This window comes from Bifidobacterium callitrichos, assembly GCF_008698085.1.
Lineage (GTDB): Bacteria > Actinomycetota > Actinomycetes > Actinomycetales > Bifidobacteriaceae > Bifidobacterium > Bifidobacterium callitrichos.
Window position 1 is genome coordinate 165,325 of the sequence record NZ_RZJP01000001.1, and the last position, 19,256, is coordinate 184,580.

18 protein-coding genes are annotated in these 19,256 nt (G+C 62.4%); 12 read left to right on the plus strand and 6 right to left on the minus strand.

Translation table 11 applies throughout. The features are described from left to right. Positions 1–2 precede the first annotated feature (2 nt). The 8 genes from EMB92_RS00740 to mltG all read left to right on the plus strand — a co-directional run bounded on the left by EMB92_RS00740 (position 3) and on the right by mltG (position 7,537). Positions 3–710 (plus strand): ABC transporter ATP-binding protein, encoded by a 708-nt coding sequence (locus EMB92_RS00740; protein ID WP_150393893.1) that lies wholly within the window; start codon positions 3–5, stop codon positions 708–710. Between the two features lie 217 nt (positions 711–927). After that, complete coding sequence (gene rpsD, locus EMB92_RS00745; RefSeq protein ID WP_043164149.1) at positions 928–1,554, plus strand: 30S ribosomal protein S4; 627 nt, start codon at positions 928–930, stop codon at positions 1,552–1,554. 141 nt (positions 1,555–1,695) lie between these two features. Further along, entirely contained in the window at positions 1,696–2,370 is a 675-nt protein-coding gene (locus EMB92_RS00750) for a histidine phosphatase family protein (protein WP_107044005.1), read from the plus strand. Between the two features lie 36 nt (positions 2,371–2,406). Then, the gene (locus EMB92_RS00755; RefSeq protein WP_150393448.1) at positions 2,407–2,790 is read left to right on the plus strand and encodes a DUF948 domain-containing protein; all 384 of its coding nucleotides are present in this window, start codon (positions 2,407–2,409) and stop codon (positions 2,788–2,790) included. Beyond that, positions 2,790–3,026 (plus strand): hypothetical protein, encoded by a 237-nt coding sequence (locus tag EMB92_RS00760; RefSeq protein WP_107044007.1) that lies wholly within the window; start codon positions 2,790–2,792, stop codon positions 3,024–3,026. Before EMB92_RS00755 ends, EMB92_RS00760 begins: the two co-directional genes overlap by 1 nt. 176 nt (positions 3,027–3,202) lie before the next feature. Beyond that, a complete protein-coding gene (alaS, locus tag EMB92_RS00765) occupies positions 3,203–5,887 on the plus strand; it encodes an alanine--tRNA ligase (RefSeq protein WP_150393449.1) in 2,685 nt (894 codons plus the stop codon). A gap of 5 nt (positions 5,888–5,892) precedes the next feature. Beyond that, the gene (gene ruvX / locus EMB92_RS00770) at positions 5,893–6,348 is read left to right on the plus strand and encodes a Holliday junction resolvase RuvX (protein WP_150393450.1); all 456 of its coding nucleotides are present in this window, start codon (positions 5,893–5,895) and stop codon (positions 6,346–6,348) included. Positions 6,349–6,358: 10 nt separating this feature from the next. Next, positions 6,359–7,537: an endolytic transglycosylase MltG gene (gene mltG / locus EMB92_RS00775; RefSeq protein ID WP_150393451.1), complete on the plus strand. Its 1,179-nt coding sequence runs from the start codon at positions 6,359–6,361 to the stop codon at positions 7,535–7,537. Positions 7,538–7,682: 145 nt separating this feature from the next. Here mltG and EMB92_RS00780 read toward each other — a convergent pair whose 3' ends face one another. Beyond that, positions 7,683–8,141 carry a prepilin peptidase gene (locus tag EMB92_RS00780; RefSeq protein WP_107044011.1) on the minus strand — a complete coding sequence of 153 codons (459 nt, stop codon included), beginning with the start codon at positions 8,139–8,141 and terminating at the stop codon, positions 7,683–7,685. A gap of 173 nt (positions 8,142–8,314) precedes the next feature. Between EMB92_RS00780 and aroC the strand changes: the two genes are divergently transcribed. From aroC to aroQ, 3 genes are all read left to right on the plus strand, one after another. Continuing rightward, positions 8,315–9,508, plus strand: a complete 1,194-nt coding sequence (aroC, locus tag EMB92_RS00785; RefSeq protein WP_150393452.1) for a chorismate synthase — start codon at positions 8,315–8,317, stop codon at positions 9,506–9,508. Positions 9,509–9,765: 257 nt separating this feature from the next. Next, complete coding sequence (locus EMB92_RS00790) at positions 9,766–11,388, plus strand: bifunctional shikimate kinase/3-dehydroquinate synthase (RefSeq protein ID WP_150393453.1); 1,623 nt, start codon at positions 9,766–9,768, stop codon at positions 11,386–11,388. 31 nt (positions 11,389–11,419) lie between these two features. Continuing rightward, positions 11,420–11,869, plus strand: coding sequence for a type II 3-dehydroquinate dehydratase (gene aroQ, locus EMB92_RS00795; protein ID WP_150393454.1), 450 nt, complete (start codon positions 11,420–11,422; stop codon positions 11,867–11,869). Between the two features lie 243 nt (positions 11,870–12,112). Here the strand turns inward: aroQ and EMB92_RS00800 are convergent, their stop codons facing one another. Next, positions 12,113–13,084: a hypothetical protein gene (locus EMB92_RS00800; RefSeq protein ID WP_150393455.1), complete on the minus strand. Its 972-nt coding sequence runs from the start codon at positions 13,082–13,084 to the stop codon at positions 12,113–12,115. Positions 13,085–13,237: 153 nt separating this feature from the next. Here EMB92_RS00800 and EMB92_RS00805 point away from each other — a divergent pair, with 153 nt between their 5' ends. Next, on the plus strand, positions 13,238–14,899 hold the full coding sequence (locus EMB92_RS00805; RefSeq protein ID WP_107044014.1) for a CTP synthase: 1,662 nt from the start codon (positions 13,238–13,240) through the stop codon (positions 14,897–14,899). A 193-nt stretch (positions 14,900–15,092) separates the two neighbouring features. Here the strand turns inward: EMB92_RS00805 and EMB92_RS00810 are convergent, their stop codons facing one another. The 4 genes from EMB92_RS00810 to EMB92_RS00825 form a co-directional block, all read right to left on the minus strand. Then, the gene (locus EMB92_RS00810) at positions 15,093–16,058 is read right to left on the minus strand and encodes a TraX family protein (protein WP_150393456.1); all 966 of its coding nucleotides are present in this window, start codon (positions 16,056–16,058) and stop codon (positions 15,093–15,095) included. Between the two features lie 107 nt (positions 16,059–16,165). After that, positions 16,166–17,074 (minus strand): TraX family protein, encoded by a 909-nt coding sequence (locus EMB92_RS00815; RefSeq protein ID WP_150393457.1) that lies wholly within the window; start codon positions 17,072–17,074, stop codon positions 16,166–16,168. 57 nt (positions 17,075–17,131) lie between these two features. Then, a complete protein-coding gene (locus EMB92_RS00820) occupies positions 17,132–18,373 on the minus strand; it encodes a sensor histidine kinase (protein WP_150393458.1) in 1,242 nt (413 codons plus the stop codon). Continuing rightward, a complete protein-coding gene (locus EMB92_RS00825) occupies positions 18,370–19,041 on the minus strand; it encodes a response regulator transcription factor (protein ID WP_150393459.1) in 672 nt (223 codons plus the stop codon). Before EMB92_RS00825 ends, EMB92_RS00820 begins: the two co-directional genes overlap by 4 nt. Between the last annotated feature and the right edge of the window lie 215 nt (positions 19,042–19,256).

A 19,256-nucleotide genomic window follows, 5' to 3' on the forward strand; every position in this document is an offset into this window, starting at 1 on the left:
ACATGACGGTCCGGCATGTTCCCGATGCGGGTGCCACGCACCTGCTGCACATCGAGGATCTGACGCGCAGCTTCGTGCGGCGCGGAGAGCCGTTCGACGCGGTGAGTCATGTGGATCTCGACCTCGCGTCCGGCGACTTCATCGCCATCGTCGGACGCTCCGGCAACGGCAAAAGCACCCTGATCAACATGATCGCCGGTCTCGTGCGCCCCTCCGGCGGCTTCGTCGAGGTGGAGGGGCGCCGCGTAGCCGATATGACGGACCGCGAGCTGTCCCGGATGCGCAACCGCACGATCGGATTCGTCACGCAGGAGCAGACGCTGCTTGGCAACCTGCCCGTGCTCGACAACGTGATCCTGCCCGCCACGTTCTTCCCGGACGGTCCGGGGGAGGACCTCATGGACCGGGCGCTCGGCCTGCTGCGCGAGCTCGGCGTCGAGGACCTCGCCGGATGCTATCCGCGAGAGCTGTCCGGAGGGGAGATGCGGCGGGTGTCGATCGCCCGCGCGCTCATCGGCTCGCCGAGACTCATCATCGCGGACGAACCGACCGGTGATCTCGACATGGACAGCACCACCATGGTCATGCGATTGCTGCGCCAACGGGCGGATACCGGCGCGGGAGTGCTCATGGTCACGCACGATCCGGACGCGGTCAGCTACGCCGACACGGTATATCGAATGGATGCCGGGGTGCTGTCCCGGGCATAGGTGTATATTTGTCGTTTGTGTCTGCCGCAAGGCGGATACATCTGGAGTCTTAGCCCATCAACGGGTCGGCGGCTTGCCGCTTGGGAATTCCCCAAGGGAAACAGGCCGCTCGTGAGCGATCACGACGAAGCGTTGGAGAGGCCCGACTCAGCGTGGAAGGCCAACAAGGCCATGCCACGTTCCGTTCAGATAACGACAGAAAGATAAAGGAATAATCATGACGAACGTTCAGCGTTCCCGCCGTCAGGTGCGCCTTTCCCGCGCCCTCGGCATTGCCCTGACCCCGAAGGCCCAGCGCATCTTCGAGAAGCGCCCGTACGCCCCGGGTGAGCACGGCCGCACCCGCCGTCGCACCGAGTCCGATTACGCCGTGCGTCTGCGCGAGAAGCAGCGTCTGCGCGCCCAGTACGGTGTGTCCGAGAAGCAGCTGCGCCGCGCCTACGAGCAGGCCACCCACGTTCCGGGTCAGACCGGTAACGCCATGCTGGCCGATCTCGAGGTCCGTCTCGACAACCTGGTCCTGCGTTCCGGCTTCGCCCGCACCACCGCCCAGGCCCGTCAGTTCGTGACCCACCGCCACATCCTCGTGGACGGCAACATCGTCAACCGTCCGTCCTACCGCGTCAAGCCCGGCCAGACCATCCAGGTCAAGCCGAAGAGCCAGACCATGGTTCCGTTCCAGATCGCCGCCGAGGGCGTGCACCGTGACGTGCTGCCCGCGGTCCCCGGCTACCTCGATGTGAACCTGCCGTCCCTCAAGGCCACCCTGACCCGCAAGCCGGAGGTCGATCAGATCCCGGTGCAGGTCAACATCCAGTACGTGGTCGAGTTCTACGCCCGCTGATCCGGGCCCACTTCTGTATCCATTTACAGTCAAGGACATACCGCCCGAACCCCGCGCTCCCGTCTGGGACGCGGGGTTCCCGCGTTATAGGGAAGTGAGTGCGGACTCGCGCGGCCGCTGCCACGGCGGTAGAGTGGACCCATGATTCTCCACCTGCATCTGGTCCGCCACGGGCAGACCACGTTCAACCGCTACAACCGTCTTCAGGGATGGTGCAACGCCCCGCTGACCGAATCCGGTCTCGCCGACGCCGACAAGGCCGGACACCGCCTGTCCGGCTACGACTTCGCCGCCGCGTACTGCTCGGACACCTCTCGCGCCCAGATCACCGCCGCCCGCATCCTCGACATCAACGAGGCCGCAGGCCACGCCCGCCCCGAGCTCGTCTCCGACATGCACTTCCGCGAGCAGTGCTACGGCTACTTCGAGGGGCAGGACATGTCCCTGGCGTGGACCGCCGCCGGCGGCCCCCACGGCGCGAGGAACTACAACGAGATCGTCGAGAAGTTCGGTCTCGCCGCCACCCGAGACTTCCTCAAGGAGGCCGACCCGTTCCACGATGCGGAATCGGACGAGGAATACTGGACCCGCGTCGAGGGCGCGTTCGCGCTCATCGCATCCAATCCGGATCTCAGGGACGGCGACGACGTCCTCCAGATCTCGCACGGCAACACGCTCCTGAGTCTCGGACACCGCTTCGGCGGCAGCGATCTCGATCTGAGCGAGAGACCGAAGAACGGCTCCGTCACCGACATCGACTTCGATACGTCCAAGCCGTTTGCCGAGGCGATCACCATCGTGTCGTACGGCAAGTGATACCCTATTGCGAGTAACTGTGACATAGGAGGCTTTATGGGAGTTGGAGAGATCGCCGGACTGGTGGCCGCCATCGCGTTCGCCGTGCTCGCCGGGTTCATGATCTATCCGCTGATCCGTCTGGGCAAGCTGTTCGACCAGATCGCCGCAACCGTCAAGGAATCCGGTGACCACGCCATCCCCGCGCTCGATGAGGGAGTCACCACCGTCAAGCAGGTCAACAAGTCGCTCGAGGACGTCAACAAGATCTCGGCGGCCGCGTCGACCACCGCCAACAACGTCGGCGCACTGACCGACCTGTACGGTTCGTTCCTCGGCAAGCCGGTGATCAAGATCGCATCGGCCGTGTACGCCGTGAAGTCCACCGCCGCTTCCTTCCTCGCCGAGGGCAAGTCCGCGGCGAAGCAGGAGGAGAAGTGATGTTCAAGCGCATCTTCTGGGTCGGTCTCGGCTTCGGTCTCGGCGTGATCGCCGTCTCCAAGGCCCAGGCATACGTCAAGGCCAACACCCCCGACGCCGCACGCCAGTTCCTGCTCGGCCCCGATCAGGACAATGTCGCCGTCAGGACGCTGGCCGGCCTGTTCGATGAATTTAATACCGCGCGCAAGGCCCGTGAGCATGAGCTCAACGAGCGGTATTCGAAGACCGTCCACTAAACGGGGGCGGGTCGGACGCACGAGCACGGAGCCGGCCGATCCGACCCCATGTACCGCGGTGACGGATCGGCCGGGAAATGATCGTCCGGTCGCCGACGTCCATCGATAATCGCATATCACAGTCTTTCCAGGGCTTCACCATGCCCGCAAACACACACAAGGAGTTCCAACCGCTTATGCGCACCTCAGAAATCGCGAAGCGCTATCTCGACTACTTCGCCGCGCACGACCATCTGGTCGTCCCGTCGGCGTCGCTGATTTCGCCGAACCCGACCACGCTGTTCACCATCGCCGGCATGGTGCCGTTCATCCCGTACCTGATGGGCGAGCAGACCCCGCCGAAGCACCGTATGGCCTCCAACCAGAAGTGCGTGCGCACGCTCGACATCGACGAGGTCGGCAAGACCACCCGTCACGGCACCTTCTTCCAGATGCTCGGCAACTTCTCCTTCGGCGACTACTTCAAGGAGGAGGCCATCCACTACGCCTACGAGCTGCTGACCACCCCGCAGGATAAGGGCGGCTACGGCTTCGACCCGGAGAAGCTGTGGATGACCACCTTCACCGATGACGAGGAAGCTCGCTCGATGTGGAAGAACGAGGGTGTCGACCCCGAGCACATCCAGATCATGGGCATGGAGGACAACTTCTGGACCACCGGCGGCCCCGGCCCCGGCGGCCCGTGCTCCGAGATCTACGTCGACCGCGGCCCGGCCTTCGGCAAGGAGGGCGGCCCGATCGCCGACGAGAACCGCTACATCGAGATCTGGGATCTGGTCTTCGAGAACTACGAGGTCGACAACGTCAAGTCCAAGACGGACCTGCACATCGTCGGCGAGCTCGAGCACAAGAACATCGATACCGGTGCGGGCCTCGAGCGCCTCGCCTACCTGATGCAGGGCAAGGGCAACATCTACGAGACCGACGAGGTCTACCCGGTCATCGAGGCCGCGGAGAAGCTCTCGGGCCGCAAGTACGGCGAGGACGAGGCGATGGACGTCAAGTTCCGCGTCGTGGCCGACCACGTGCGCTCCGCCCTGATGATCATGTCCGACGGCGTGCGTCCGTCCAACAACGGCCGCGGCTACGTGCTGCGCCGTCTGCTGCGCCGCACCATCGAGGCCATGCGCGTGCTCGGCGTCGAGGATGCGGTCCTGCCGACCCTCTTCCCGACCTCCAAGGCCGCGATGGAGCCCAGCTACCCGGAGCTCAACGACACCTTCCACGAGGTGTCCGAGTCCGCGTACGGCGAGGAGGACGCGTTCCGCCGCACCCTGTCCGCCGGCATCGACATCCTCGACGTGGCCGTGAACAAGGCCAAGCAGGAGTCCGGCGCGAACGCCGTCGTCTCCGGCGACGACGCGTTCAAGCTGCACGACACCTACGGTTTCCCGATCGAGCTGACCCTCGAGATGGCCGCCGATCAGGGCGTGAAGGTCGACGAGGCCAAGTTCCGCGAGCTGATGGCCGAGCAGAAGAACCGCGCCCGCGCCGATGCGCTCAAGAAGCGTCATAACGTGGACCTGTCCGTCTACGACGACTTCAAGAAGACCCTCGCCAAGCCGATCGACTTCCTCGGCTACACCGACATGTCCGCGCGCGCCACCGTGCTCGGCATCATGCAGGAGGGCAAGGGCTCCGTGCCGGCCGTCACCGGTCCGGCCAACATCGAGGTCATCCTCGACCGTACCCCGTTCTACGCGGAGGCCGGCGGCCAGCTCGCCGATCAGGGCGAGATCCTGTCCGACGACGGCGCCGTGCTTGAGGTCGACGACGTGCAGAAGCCCATCAAGGACCTCATCGTCCACCAGTGCCGTCTGACCGAGGGCACGCTGGTCGTCGGCACGCAGGTCAACGCCAGCATCGATCTGGCCCGCCGCGGCGCCATCGCCCGCTCGCACACCGCCACGCACATGGTGCACAAGGCGCTGCGCGAGGAGCTCGGCCCGCAGGCCACGCAGCGCGGCTCCGAGGACGCCCCGAACCGTCTGCGCTTCGACTTCCAGTGGTCCAGCGCCCCGACCAAGCAGGTCATGAGCGCCGTCGAGGAGCGCGTCAACGACCGTCTGCGCGACAACCTCGCGGTCACCACCAAGGAGATGAAGTTCGACGACGCCATCGCGCTCGGCGCCATGCACCTGTTCGGCGAGAAGTACGGCGACATCGTGCGCGTCGTGTCCATCGGCGAGGACGGCTGGAGCCGCGAGCTGTGCGGCGGCACCCACGTCGACCACGTCGGCAAGATCGGCGCGATCAACATCATGTCCGAATCCTCCATCGGCTCCGGCGTGCGCCGCGTCGACGCCGTGGTGGGCGCCGGCGCCTACGAGTTCAACGCCCGCGAGCACGCGCTGGTCTCCCAGCTGAGCGACAAGCTCAACGCCCGCCCGGACGAGTTGGCCGAGCGTGTCAACGCGCTGCTCGCCAAGCTCAAGGAATCGGACCGCAGGCTCGCCGCCATGTACGAGGGTCAGCTAGCCGCCGCCATCCCGGAGCTCGTCAAGAACGCCGAGGCCTCCACGGCTGCGGTGAAGGTCGCCGCGAAGAACGTCGGCCACTTCGGCTCGTTCGACGCGCTTCGCAAGACCGTGCTCGACGTGCGCTCCCGTCTCGGCGAGGAGTCCCCGGTGGTCGTGGCTCTGGCCGGCGTCAGCGCCGACGACAAGCCGATGGTCGCCGTCGCCACCAATGAGGCGGCGCGCAAGCTCGGCATCAAGGCCGGCGACCTCGTTCGCGGCGCATCCAAGGTCCTCGGCGGCGGTGGCGGCGGCAAGCCGGACTTCGCCCAGGGCGGCGGCGCTGACGCGTCGAAGCTCGACGAGGCGGTCTCCGCCCTCGAACGCGAGGCACTGAAGGGCTGAGCCGTTTGACCTGGCTTGGCATTGATTTGGGTGACGCCCGGGTCGGACTGGCATTGTCCGACCCGGAGCTCACCTTGGCACATCCCATCGGCAACATCCAGGTGTACGGCGACTCATTCCGTGCGCTTGATGATGTTATCGATACCATCGAAGACGAGCACATCGACCGTGTCATCGTCGGGCTGCCGTTGCTGCTGGACGGCACCGAAGGAAAGAGCGCAAAAAAGGCGCGCAGGTGGGCTTCGAACCTCGTCAATCGCATCGAACGGCTGATGGAGGACGGACAGATCGAACTGGAAACCGTACCTGAGATAGAATTGGTGGACGAACGGCTGACCACGGTCAGCGCGCATCGTCAGTTGCATGACGCGAATATCGCAGGCAGGAAGCACAGGCCTGTAGTCGACCAGCAGTCCGCGGTCGTGATATTGCAGTCCGCGTTGGATCGCAGTGAGCACTAGGGGAGAGGTAATGGCCGAGAGCTTCAACGATTTCTTCGAGGAGAACACACAGTGGGTGTCGGGCAATACGGCGGTTCCCGCAGCGGAGCCTCCACGTCCGCCGAAGTCGCGCAAGGAGATGCGCAAGCGGCGCAAGACCCACCGTCGTAAGAACGTCATCGTAGCCATCGTCGTGGCTCTCGTCATCGCTCTGGTCGCAGCCGGCTGCTTCTTCGGGTATCGTCGCATCGCCGCGATCCGCGCGGTCAACGACTACAACGACCGCGTCTCGCAGGATTATCCGGGTCCCGGCACCGGTTCGGTCATGTTCACGATCGAGCAGGGCGAGGATTCCGTCTCCGTGGGCAAGCGTCTGGTCAAGGCCGAGGTCGTCAAGTCAGCGGAGGCGTTCGCCTCGTCCGTCTCCGCCAACTCGGCGACGCTCTACCCGGGCACGTTCCAGCTCAAGAAGCATATGCGTTCGGCCGACGCCGTGGCCATCCTTTCCGACCAGACGAAGGCCACAGGCTTCCTTGACGTCAAGTCGGGTGATCGCGTCTCCGACGTCATCAAGGCGGCGGCCCAACTGAGCGGCATCGACGAGAGCGAATTCCAGTCCATCGTCGACGAGGGGGGAGCGGGCATCCTGCCCGCCGAGGCGAAGGGCAAGTTCGAGGGATGGCTCGAACCGGGGCAGTATGACGTGAAGTCCAAGAAGTCCGCGTCCGACATCCTCAAGATGATGGTCGACAGGCGCATCGCGAAGCTCGACTCGCTCGACGCTCCGACAGGCGACGAACGCGAACGTCTGCTCATCATCGCATCCATCGCCGAATCCGAGGTCAACTCGCAGGACTACTACGGCAAGGTCACCCGAGTGATCCTCAACAGGCTCGCCAAGGACATGCCGCTCGGCATGGACACGACCGTCGCCTACGGTCTTGGCACCACCGCGAACAAGCTCACCAACGCGCAGCTCGCGGACAAGTCCAATCCGTACAACACGCGAGTCAACAAGGGGCTGCCGCCCACGCCGATCTCCAACCCGGGAGACAACGCGATCAAGGCCGCCATCAGCCCCGAGGACGGCAACTGGCTGTACTTCGTGACCACCAACCTCGAATCCGGTGAGACCAAGTTCACCGACAACGAACAGGAGTTCCAGAAGTTCGTCCAGGAGTACAAGACCACCAACAAGGACGCGAACTGATCTCTTAAGGCGTCAGCATGCGTCACCAGACATCGACATCCCGGATGTCCCTGACGATCCACGGCTCCCCCATTGCAGGGGGAGCCGTTTTTCATAAGCGGGGGCCGGAAGTCCATGAAGTCCATGAGGGCCCGGGAGGCCCGGTTCAGATCAGCACCGCGGCGATCGCGCCAACCGCGATGGCGGGCACGAACGGCGTCCTTCCCCGATACTCGGTGTGACGCTGAGGGTCGAATCGGGTCCAGAACATCACCCATGCAAGCCCGAACAGGCTCATCGCCACCCACCAGACGATGACGCTCTCCAGACCGTACATGCCGACCGCAAGCCCCAGCGGAAGCATCGCGGTCACATCCCCAAGGCCGAGGGCGCCCGGCTTCACCAACGCCAGCAGCAGCTGAACGAACGCGCACAGCAGCGCGAACAGCAGCGCCTGCAGCACGATGAAGAACTGGTTCGCCATCCCCGCCCACACCAGATCGGCCACCAGCTGGATGACGGAGAACACTGCCACCCACACGCGCGGCACACGGCGTCTGCGTATGTCCTCAACGCTCAGAGCGACGGCGCAAATGAGACTCGGTAAACAATACAGGTACGGCATGTTTTAACATTAACCCCTAGTGAACACGCACAACGGCTCGCGGTCCCGCAGTTGCATGCGTTTCGTCACGCTATGGGCGTAAAGCCGTTTCGCAAGGCGTGTCGGTTCGTGTACGGCCATCCCGGTGATTCGTGAACAGCCGTGACAACCCATCATGGGAGGAGAAAGCAGATATGTTGCGTTGGCAGACGGCGGGGGAGTCGCACGGAGAGGCGTTGGTCGCCATGATCGAGGGCCTGCCCGCGGGAGTGGAGGTGACCAGCGGCGACGTGGTGGATGCACTGGCACGCCGCCGTCTCGGCTACGGCCGCGGCGCCCGCATGAAGTTCGAACAGGACAAGGTGCGTCTGCTCACCGGCGTCCGCCATGGTTCCACGCTCGGCGGCCCGATCGCCATCGAGATCGCCAACACGGAATGGCCCAAGTGGACCGAGGTCATGAGCGCCGATCCGCTGGATCATGACATTCCACGCGAGGGCCGCAACGCGCCGCTGACCCGCCCGCGCCCCGGCCATGCCGATCTTACCGGCATGCGCAAGTACGGCTTCGACGACGCCCGTCCGGTGCTCGAGCGCTCCAGCGCCCGCGAGACCGCGTCGCGCGTCGCACTCGGCGCCGTGGCGGCGAAGTTCCTCGAGCAGACGTTCGGCATCCGCACCGTCGCCCACGTGATCTCCATCGGAGGCGCCGGCGTCGAGGACGCCGACAATGCGCCGCTGCCCACTCCGGACGATGTCGCCGCGCTCGACGCCTCGCCGGTGCGCACGCTCGACAAGGCCGCCGAGGAGCGCATGATCAGGCGCATCGACGAGATCAAGGCCAACGCCGACACCGTCGGCGGCGTTATCGAGGTCATCGCCTACGGCGTGCCCGCCGGCATCGGCACCTACGTGGAGTCCGACCGTCGTCTCGACGCGGCTCTCGCGTCCGCCGTCATGGGCATCCAGGCCATCAAGGGCGTGGAGATCGGCGATGGCTTCCTCGAGGCCGTGCGCCCCGGCTCCGCCGCTCACGACGAGATGGTGCCCGGCGAGGACGGCCACATCACCCGGCTCACCAACCGTGCGGGCGGCATCGAGGGCGGCATGTCCAACGGCCAGCCGATCCGCGTGCGCGCCGCGATGAAGCCGATCCCCTCCATTCCGCGTGCGCTAAGGACGGTGGACGTCACCAACGGCGAGGCCGCCTCCGCCATCAACCAGCGTTCCGACTCCACCGCCGTGCCCGCCGCATCCGTCGTGGCGGAGGCGATGGTGCGTCTGACCATCGCCAAGTACGCGCTCGAGAAGTTCGGCGGTGATTCCTTGGAGGAGACCCGTCGCAACTGCGAGAACTACCTCGCCTCCTGGCCGGAGCACATGCGTTGAGTCGTATGAACCGTAATCACAGCGAACACGACGGCGGCGAGCACAACGGCAACCGAGGCAATGGACGCGGTCGCCGCAATCACGCCTCTCGGTCATCTCGCGCCTCAGACGGCGCGTCCCGCAACCCGCGTATCAGGCGCCGTAGGTCGGCAAGAGCGCAGAATACCGGCGCCCGTAACGAACGCGTCCGTACCCGTGCCCCCCGCACGCAGGAGTTGCGGGGTTCTAGGGATCTTCAGGATTCCCGGACCCCCCAGGTGAAACGCCCGCGTGCCGTCATCATCGGCATGATGGGCGCGGGCAAGACTCGCGTCGGCAAGGAGGTCGCGCACATGATGCGCATCCCGTTCGCAGACGCGGACGTGGAGATCGAGCGCGAGGTCGGCATGAAGATCCCCGCGTACTTCGACAAGTACGGGGAACCCGCGTTCCGCAAGGTCGAGGCCGATCTGATCGCCGACTTCCTGGAGGACTTCGACGGCATCTTCTCCCTCGGTGGAGGAGCCCCGATGACCCCCTCGACACAGGATGCCCTGGCCGACTACATCGCCGCGGGCGGTCGCGTCGTCTACCTCGACGCCGACCCCAAGGAGGCGATGGAGCGCGCCAACCGCGGAGGCGGACGCCCGATGCTCGCCGGCGACGCCAACGCCCGATGGAAGAAGCTCTACAAGCAACGCGATCCGGTGTTCCGCGAAGTAGCGAACGTGATTGTGCATACGCGCAAACAGACGCCGCAGGTCGCCGCAAGAAAGGTGATGGACATGATTTCCGAACGCCGTGTGCACGTGACCGGCACCGCCATCGAACCCTACGATGTGATGATCGGCGAAGGCACGATGAACCATGTCGCTGAGGTCTTCGGCGACAACGTCAACAAGGTGGCGCTCATCCACACGCAGCCGGTGCAGCGCCACTCCGACCGCGCCCGCGCTCTGCTGCGTCAGGCGGGCTATGAGGTCTACGACATCGCAGTACCGGACGCCGAGGCGGGCAAGACCGTCGAGGTCGCCAACCGCATCTGGGAGCGTCTCGGCGATGAGGGCTTCACCCGTTCCGACGCGATCGTCGGCGTGGGCGGTGGAGCCGCCACCGATCTGGCCGGCTTCATCGCCGCCACCTGGATGCGCGGCATCCGCTACGCCAACTGCCCGACCTCGCTGCTGGCCATGGTCGACGCCTCCACCGGCGGCAAGACCGGCGTCAACACGAGCGCCGGCAAGAACCTCGTCGGATCGTTCTACACACCCGCAGGCGTGTTCGCCGATACGAAGACGCTGGCCTCGCTGCCGAACGACATCTTCATCGAGGGACTCGGCGAAGTCGCGAAATCCGGCTTCATCGAGGATACGGAGATCCTGAGGATCCTCGAGGCGCATGCGGACGAACTGCGCGCCTTCGACGGCGCCACGTTCCTCGGCTCCGGCCTCGAGGACGTCGTCTCCGAGCTCATCGAACGCACCGTGACGGTCAAGGTCCACCACGTGTCCGCGGACTTGAAGGAGAAGGGCAAGCGCGAGTTCCTCAACTACGGGCACACGCTCGCCCATGCGATCGAGAAACTCGAACACTTCCGTTGGCGTCACGGCAACGCGGTGGCCGTCGGCACCGTGTACGCGGCCGAACTGGCGAACATCCTCGGATACATCGATCGGGATCTCGTCGACTACCATCGTTCGCTGCTCTCCTCACTGGGCCTGCCGACCTCCTGGAACGGCGGCTCGTTCGAAGACGTGCTCGCCCTGATGCACAAGGACAAGAAGGCGCGCGGCAACATGCTGCGCTTCGTCGTGCTCGACGGCGGCCCCGGCAACGTCATCCACTTGGAGAACCCGCCGGCAGACGCCGTCGAAGAGGCGTTCCGTCGCATTCATTCCTGAGCAGTCATTCCCGAAAGGAGAATCAGTCATCATGACCACGAAAGTCATCGTCGTCAACGGACCGAACCTCGGTCGTCTCGGAGTGCGCCAGCCCGACGTGTACGGCCGTCAGGATCTCGAGGAGCTTCGTCGTCTGTGCGGCGAATGGGGTACGGCACTGGGGCTCGAGGTCGAGGTGCGTCAGACCGACGACGAAGCCGAGATGGTGCACTGGATGCATCAGGCCGCCGACGAGAAGACGCCGATCGTCATGAACCCGGCCGCGTTCACCCACTACTCGTACGCGCTGGCCGATGCCGCGCACATGGTCGGCGATGCGGGTCTGCCGCTCATGGAGGTGCATATCTCCAATCCGTCCGCCCGTGACGAGTTCCGCAAACGCTCCGTGATCTCCCCGGTGGCCACCGGCACCATCACCGGTCTCGGCTTCTTCGGTTACAAGCTGGCCCTCGAGGCCATCGCCCATCTCGTCAGCGACTGAAGGCAACAATAGCAACAAAAGCAGCAACTGAAACGCCCACTCAGTGCGACAATCTCCCGAACCAAACCGTCATTTCGGGAATTTGTCGCGCTGAGTCGAGGGAAGTGCAACAAATTCCCGGATTCCCCGGCTATTTCGTGAGATTGTCGCACTGACGATTCCGCAGCGCAACAATCTCACGAGACATGGTCTGGTTTCGGGAAATCGTTGCGCTGAAATGGGAGAGAGCGGCTCTTCCATAGGTTATCGGCCATCCCGGTGAGAGTGTATCCGCGGTACACCGCCGGTTGTGAGTTTGGCGTTCAGGCGTTCCGGCGACATCACGTCTTCGTAGAACAGATGGACGATGACGGTGACTCCCTGATCCTTCAGATGCTGTTCTCGGCGCCTCTCGTAATCCAGCTTCGCCTGCAGACTGGCACGGTTGGGATTGGTCGTATCGGCATATTTGGTCATGCCGTCGAATTCCGCGACGATAATGCGCCCGTCGGCCAATCGCCAGCAGAAATCCGCCCGATACGGCATGGTGGGATTGTCGGGGTTCTCAAACTCGATCTGCAATTCGGGAGCTGCGAATCCCAGTTCCTCGATGTTGCCGCGTGTCAGTGATTCTCCTCCATTCTCACTCAGCGGATTCGCGTGATCGAGCAATCGGCGGACCGCTGACTCATCGCAATTGGACCGGATCGACAGCGTTCGCACCTCCTCGATGGTGACATGCCCCGCTCGAAGCGCCGAATCGTAGATGGCCAGCGCGTTCGGGAACGGGAACACGGCACAATCGATGAGCGTGCGCGCGGGCGAAGTCATGAGTATGCTCCCGGAACACCAGACCGGAACCTGATTCATATAGATCCGTTTGAGTTGCGCACAGTCCCTAACCGATGCCCCGCAGGTTCCGGCGATGTACACGGAACCATCGTGCAGTGAATAGGCGTGCTGATACCCATAGACGCAGGCGGCGCTCAGACCGGCGAACACCCATTTCGGATGCATTCTGGACAATGCGCGGACGACGTGCATCGATTGCTGTTCACTGTTCAAACCCCGCCAGTAACCGGCATCGGAATACAGATTTGGATACGGATTGACCAGTTCGAGAGCCTCCGCTCTGCGCCGCAATGCGTGATACAGCGATCTGCTCTCGCCGATGGCGCAGCGACGTTCCTGTTCCGCGGTCCGCAACAGTGCGGTGACACCTTTGTGCTCTTTCATACGTTGGACGCTACGAGGCGCGGGAGCATATGGGCAAGCCCAAACGGACAATGTGGACGAATCCCTTGGGCGTGCGATCCTTGTGAATAATCGTGCCTCTCCGCTCACGGAGGGAACACGCCGCGTCACGGACGGATGATAGGATGAAATTCCATGGTTAGAAGAACACATGGCAATTCCCAAGAGCACGTCACCAAGCATATCTTCGTCACCGGTGGCGTGGTTTCCTCCCTCGGCAAGGGCCTGACCGCATCCTCTCTCGGCCGCCTGCTGCGTTCCCGCGGTCTGCATGTGCTGCAGCAGAAGCTCGATCCGTACATCAACGTCGACCCGGGTACGATGAACCCGTTCCAGCATGGCGAGGTGTACGTCACCGAGGACGGTGCCGAGACGGATCTCGACATCGGCCACTATGAGCGTTTCCTTGATGTCTTCCTCTCCCAGAAGGCCAACGTCACCACCGGCCAGATCTACCAGGAGGTGCTGCGCAAGGAGCGTGCCGGCGAGTACCTCGGCCAGTGCGTGCAGGTCATTCCGCACATCACCAACGAGATCAAGTCCCGTATGCGCGCCCAGGCGAGCGATGACGTGGACGTGATCATCACCGAGATCGGCGGCACCGTCGGCGATATCGAATCTCAGCCGTTCCTCGAGGCGGCCCGTGAGGTGCGTCGCGATCTCGGGAGCGACAACTGCATGTTCGTGCACGTCTCCCTCGTGCCGTACATCTCCGCCGCCCACGAGCTCAAGACCAAGCCCACCCAGCATTCCGTCATGATGCTGCGTCAGCTCGGCATCACGCCGGATGCGCTCGTGCTGCGCTCCGACCGTCCGCTCAACCAGTCCATCAAGGACAAGATCAGCCTCATGTGCGATGTGGACGAGGAGGGCGTGGTCAACTGCGTGGACGCCCAGAGCATCTACGACGTGCCGAAGATCCTGTTCGACGAGGGTCTCGACGCCTACGTCGTGCGTGAGCTCGGTCTGCCGTTCCACGACGTCGACTGGGACGAGTGGGAGGATCTGCTCGAACGCGTCCACCATCCGAAGCATGAGGTCAACGTCGCGATCGTCGGCAAGTACATCGATCTGCCGGATGCGTACCTGTCCGTCACCGAGGCCATCAAGGCCGGCGGCTTCGCCAACTGGGCGAAGGTCAACGTCAAGTGGGTCGCGGCGGACCGCTGCGAGACCGAGGAGGGTGCGGCCGCCGCGCTCGACAACATCGACGGCATCGTGATCCCCGGCGGCTTCGGCATCCGCGGCATCGAAGGCAAGATCGGCGCGCTGAAGTTCGCCCGTGAGAACAGGCTGCCGGCGCTGGGCCTGTGCCTGGGTCTGCAGTCGATGGTCATCGAATACGCGCGTCACGTGCTCGGCATCGAGGATGCGAACTCCACCGAGTTCGAGCCGGATTGCGCCAACCCGGTCATCGCCACGATGGAGGAGCAGAAGGACATCGTCGCCGGTCACGGCGACATGGGCCACACCATGCGTCTCGGCTCCTATCCGGCCGAGCTCGAGGAGGGCTCGCTGGTCGCCGAACTGTACGGCACCACCCACGTCACCGAGCGTCACCGTCACCGTTACGAGGTGAACGTCGCCTACAAGGATCGTCTGCGCGAGGGCGGTCTGCGCATCTCCGGCCAGAGCCCGGACGGCGAGCTCACCGAGTTCGTCGAGCTGCCGCAGGAGGTTCACCCGTTCTACGTGGCCACCCAGGCGCACCCGGAGTTCAAGTCCCGCCCGACCAAGCCGCACCCGCTGTTCGCGGGCCTCGTCAAGGCCGCGCTCGACCACAAGGAAGCGCGCTGATCTGATCGGCTGCCGGTCGGGGGCCCAACCTCCGTCAATGACACGAGGCGGATGCCATGACCATAATGGTCTACGGCATCCGCCTCGTATTGTGTTTATCGGAGTATCTGGTGTGGCCTCTCTGACGAGGTGGCAGCAAATAATGGGACAGATCACGCAGGCCACTCGCTGACTGGGGGAGAGAAACCTGAGATCAACCCGCCATGAAGTTGTGCATCACCATGCCGATGAGATAGAGCACGACGATGTGCGCCGGGTAGAACACGTAGAAGAACCATTTGACGTGCGGCCCACGCTGATGGTTGTACAACAGCATGAACGGCAGCGCGAAGACCATCATCCACTGGTAGTTCACGGTGATGGGCGATTGGCCGAGGACGAATTGCGAGATGCCCGAGTTATTCAGCATGAAGTTGGTGATATAGCCGATGGGACTGTCGTCCATGATGATCCCGACCAGTCGATGGGCGATGGGGAGCGCGGAGGCCAGATATATAAGGGACATGCCGATGAAAGCCAACGACATGTGCAGCCTGTTGCCGTGGACGGCCCACAGGATGACTCCGATCGCGACATTGAGCCATCCGCCTTCGAGACCCAAAACGGTGCCGCTCACCGCCTGCAGAACGAAGAGAACGGAGGTCGCATAGGACAAGTCGTCTATGATGCCGTAGGCGAAGAACATCGCCGCACCGATGACGATCTGCGCAAGAATGTAGATCGACATGTTGCGTAGCCGCTCGCGCGCCGTGGGGGCGGATAGCAGGCAAATGATCAGACTCATCTGGAACAGCGTCGCGAAGATGTTGTTGTCGATGGGCTGCATCCCGTGGGCGAAGGAAGCCCCGTATCCACGAATACAATAGGATGCCGCTTGAATGATGGACATGCCCACGCTGGCCACATAAAGCCGCGTCAGGAACCGTTTGCGGTTGCTGGTGTAGACGCAGCTCCATCCGATGAGGAAGAAGAAGATCGGCGCCGACAGCCTTCCGATCCAATGCATCCATATCGGCATGCCGGGCAGGAACTCGGCAATATGGTCGACGAGCATGAGGGAGAGAGCAATTATCTTTAAAATAAACGAATTCATGTCATTAAATAGAATGCATGCATGGATGTGTAATAAATGTGATTGAAATAATGGTTTCAATTTCATATTGCATTGTTGCCCCCTTTGTTTTCTGGTAATAATAAAAATATAGCATCATCTAACAGATGATGCTATAACGATTGACCAAGGGTGAATGAACTCTTGTTCGGGCATTAGGGCAATATGGGGTTGCTCATCACCGTGCCGATGAGATAGAGCACGACGATGTGCGTGGGGTAGAACACGTAGAAGAACCACTTCACATGTGGTCCGCGCTGATGGTTGCACACCAGCATGAACGGCAGCGCGAAGACTTTCATCCACTGGTAGTTCACGGTGATGGGGGACTGCCTGAAGTTGAACGGGGAGAATCCCATCACGTCCCATATGCGATTCATCGATACGACCACCTGCGCCGGATCCGGGAACCTGTACATGAGGGCGGTCGTGATCGAATATAGAACGCCGAACGCGTTCAGGACCAGATCCGTCGCAGCCAGTCCGACTAGAGCCAAAGACAGACGCAAGCGATGATCATGCGTAGCCCATAGCACGACACCGATCGCAACAGCGAACAGCCCTCCCTCAAGATCCAGCACTGTACCGCTTGCGCGGAGCAGTATGTAGTCGAGGGTCTCCCCATAGGGCAGTCTGTCGATGACGTTCGTCAGGAAATACAGAGGGATGCTGATGACAAGTTGGATGAGGACGTAGATCGAGATGTTGCGCAGTCGCTTCCGCCATGACGTTGCGGACAGCAGACAGATGACGAGACTTATCTGGAACAGAGTGGCGAAGATGTTGTTCTCGATCGGATACACGTTGAGCTCCGGCAAGGCGGACGAGAACACGGACGACATCGCCTGGATGACGGACATCCCGACGCTGGCAACATACAATCGCAGCAGGAACCGTTTGCGATTGCTGGTGTAGACGCAGCTCCATCCGATGAGGAAGTAGAAGATGGGTGCCGACAGTCGCCCGATCCAATGCATCCATATCGGCATGCCCGGCAGGAATTCGGCCACATGATCGATGACCATGAGCACGCAGGCAAGAATCTTCAGTTGGAAACTGTTCATGTCGTCATCCCAACACGATTATTACTCATACCATGCAACGTAACGACTCTTCCACCGTCATAGTCTAAAAGACGATGAGTGGGACGATGCGTGAGGCTGTATGGGTATTTCCACCTGCAAAGTCCATATATCATCCTCACTATGACGAGTATGGAGCATTCCACCCATTGCCATGATGCGCGTTCGGTGCATGGATAGGCCCTTGCCTGAGTGAAGACGGCCGTCGGTCCGGCCGATGGCGTTGAATTCCCGTATGCGAAGCGCGCGATCGGTGAGTTCCATACGCACGTGGTAGACATCCGTACCGCGCGCGCCGTGAACCGCGATGTTGGTGTACATCTGATTGATGAGATCCCTGATCTCCCGCATCGTCTCCTGATCGATGCACGATACGGTCATGCCCGATGATGCGGATGACGTCATGGTGCTGCTTCCCTGTATGCCAATGGCCGCCATGTGTTCGTCGTTATCGGTCAGGAGACGTGTCAGCATCGATTCCATCGGCTCGTCTGAGACGCCTTCGGCTTTCGCATCCGCGTCTCGCTCATCCAGCTCGTCACGGTTCAACACGTCGATCACCTTGCGGACGTCCTGCAGGGTGGACCGCGCAGTCGAACCGATGAGGGCGATTCGCTCCGTCAGCCCGTCGGACAGCCCGGCATTAGCCCTTTCCGCAACGCATTGTTCCGACAGCAGCGAGATGAGAGTCAGACCGCGGGTCGTCGAATCATGGATTCGACTTGCCAGAGCCATATCACGGCGCAGACGTTCCTGTTCGATCTCCAGACGTTCCCTTTCCTGCGCCTCCCTACGCAGCCGATCAGCCTCCTGATGCTCCGCCAATGCATAGCCAACGACGGCCATGATCGCGCAGACGATGTTGAACGACAGCACTCCCGGGACATTCCAGTCGGCCATCTGATGTTGTTCCGGCAACGACGTCATCATACTGAACGTCTGGATCAGCAGCAGCGAGAACGCGATTCGGAGACGTCGATGATATCCGAGCAGCCCCGCCGCTAGCCAAAGGCACCAGAGCTGTTTCATGAACACGGCATCAGGCGGGAACTCCGCTGCGATCGACAGAGAGATGACCGCACAGGCGCAGGAGGTCGGATGCCAGTACAACCCCATGAGAAGGCATATATGGGCGAATGAGTACGCCGTCTGCAGCAGTGAATAGTCGCCATCGGTGACATAGGTGAGCGCCGTGCATATGATCGTGACGATGATCATCGCTGCAACATAGGGGCGTTGGAGCCGATCGAACGCACGGATATGAGGAAACATCCGTCTCATCCACCCCTCCTCATTTCAGACCACAGGCGTATCGCCTGTAGTTTGTTCCTCACCCGGAGTTTGATGATGACATGACGGATATGAGTCTTCACCGTAGGCTCGGAGATCGCCATCTTCGCGGCGACCTCCTTGGCCGTCAGTCCTTCAATGGTCCAATCCATGACCTCCATCTCCCGCGCGGACAGGGAGCGCACGGTTCGTGATCCTGAGAGAGGAGCGGCTTGCTCTCCGGTGGACGCGGATCCTCGCATCACCGTGCCGAATCCGTTCCGCGGCTGTTTCCCCGCGGCGCAGTCACGCAGACAGCAGGCCAGACCGGAGAAGTCAGCCTTGTCGAGCAGGACGGCGGCTCCGGAGGATCGGGCCAGCTCCCGGTATCTCGTCAACGAATGCGAGGTCATCGCAAGCAGCATGATTCGGGTTGACAGTCGACGGATGCGGCGCATCGTCATCGCGCCGTCCACATCATCCATCCCCATATCCACCACAACCGCATCCGGACGAGTACTCCGATCGAAGCACATGTCGACCGCTTCATCTCCCGAACGGACCGACCACGCCACCGAGATGCCGTCATCGGCAAATTTGGATCTGACCAGCGAGGACAACGCCGCCAGAGTCAGCGCGTCATCATCGACCAATCCCAGACGCCAATCATGTGCATCCATGTTCGTGTCCTCTCGTAAGAGACTATAGGAGACAGGTTTCCCGCATCATTATCACACCGGTCATCGCACCGTCTATGAACACGGGAACGGCCGAAGCAGAAGATCCCGTCATAACGGAACCCGTCGTAATCAAGCTCACGTTGCGCGCATAGCCGACATGCGGTGTCGTTATGGAGTTCCGGCGGCCCTTCTGCTAGGTTTACGTAGGAACTTTC

Excerpts from the sequence above, each read along its gene's own strand:
- EMB92_RS00740 (WP_150393893.1), top strand. The coding sequence starts at position 3 with ATGACGGTCCGGCATGTTCCCGATGCGGGTGCCACGCACCTGCTGCAC.
- EMB92_RS00760 (WP_107044007.1), top strand. The coding sequence starts at position 2,790 with ATGTTCAAGCGCATCTTCTGGGTCGGTCTCGGCTTCGGTCTCGGCGTG.
- EMB92_RS00825 (WP_150393459.1), bottom strand. The coding sequence starts at position 19,041 with ATGGATGCACATGATTGGCGTCTGGGATTGGTCGATGATGACGCGCTG.
- EMB92_RS00815 (WP_150393457.1), bottom strand. The coding sequence starts at position 17,074 with ATGAACAGTTTCCAACTGAAGATTCTTGCCTGCGTGCTCATGGTCATC.
- EMB92_RS00750 (WP_107044005.1), top strand. The coding sequence starts at position 1,696 with ATGATTCTCCACCTGCATCTGGTCCGCCACGGGCAGACCACGTTCAAC.
- EMB92_RS00805 (WP_107044014.1), top strand. The coding sequence starts at position 13,238 with ATGGTTAGAAGAACACATGGCAATTCCCAAGAGCACGTCACCAAGCAT.
- mltG (WP_150393451.1), top strand. The coding sequence starts at position 6,359 with ATGGCCGAGAGCTTCAACGATTTCTTCGAGGAGAACACACAGTGGGTG.
- EMB92_RS00800 (WP_150393455.1), bottom strand. The coding sequence starts at position 13,084 with ATGAAAGAGCACAAAGGTGTCACCGCACTGTTGCGGACCGCGGAACAG.
- alaS (WP_150393449.1), top strand. The coding sequence starts at position 3,203 with ATGCGCACCTCAGAAATCGCGAAGCGCTATCTCGACTACTTCGCCGCG.
- EMB92_RS00755 (WP_150393448.1), top strand. The coding sequence starts at position 2,407 with ATGGGAGTTGGAGAGATCGCCGGACTGGTGGCCGCCATCGCGTTCGCC.
- EMB92_RS00810 (WP_150393456.1), bottom strand. The coding sequence starts at position 16,058 with ATGAAATTGAAACCATTATTTCAATCACATTTATTACACATCCATGCA.
- EMB92_RS00820 (WP_150393458.1), bottom strand. The coding sequence starts at position 18,373 with ATGAGACGGATGTTTCCTCATATCCGTGCGTTCGATCGGCTCCAACGC.
- aroC (WP_150393452.1), top strand. The coding sequence starts at position 8,315 with ATGTTGCGTTGGCAGACGGCGGGGGAGTCGCACGGAGAGGCGTTGGTC.
- EMB92_RS00780 (WP_107044011.1), bottom strand. The coding sequence starts at position 8,141 with ATGCCGTACCTGTATTGTTTACCGAGTCTCATTTGCGCCGTCGCTCTG.
- aroQ (WP_150393454.1), top strand. The coding sequence starts at position 11,420 with ATGACCACGAAAGTCATCGTCGTCAACGGACCGAACCTCGGTCGTCTC.
- rpsD (WP_043164149.1), top strand. The coding sequence starts at position 928 with ATGACGAACGTTCAGCGTTCCCGCCGTCAGGTGCGCCTTTCCCGCGCC.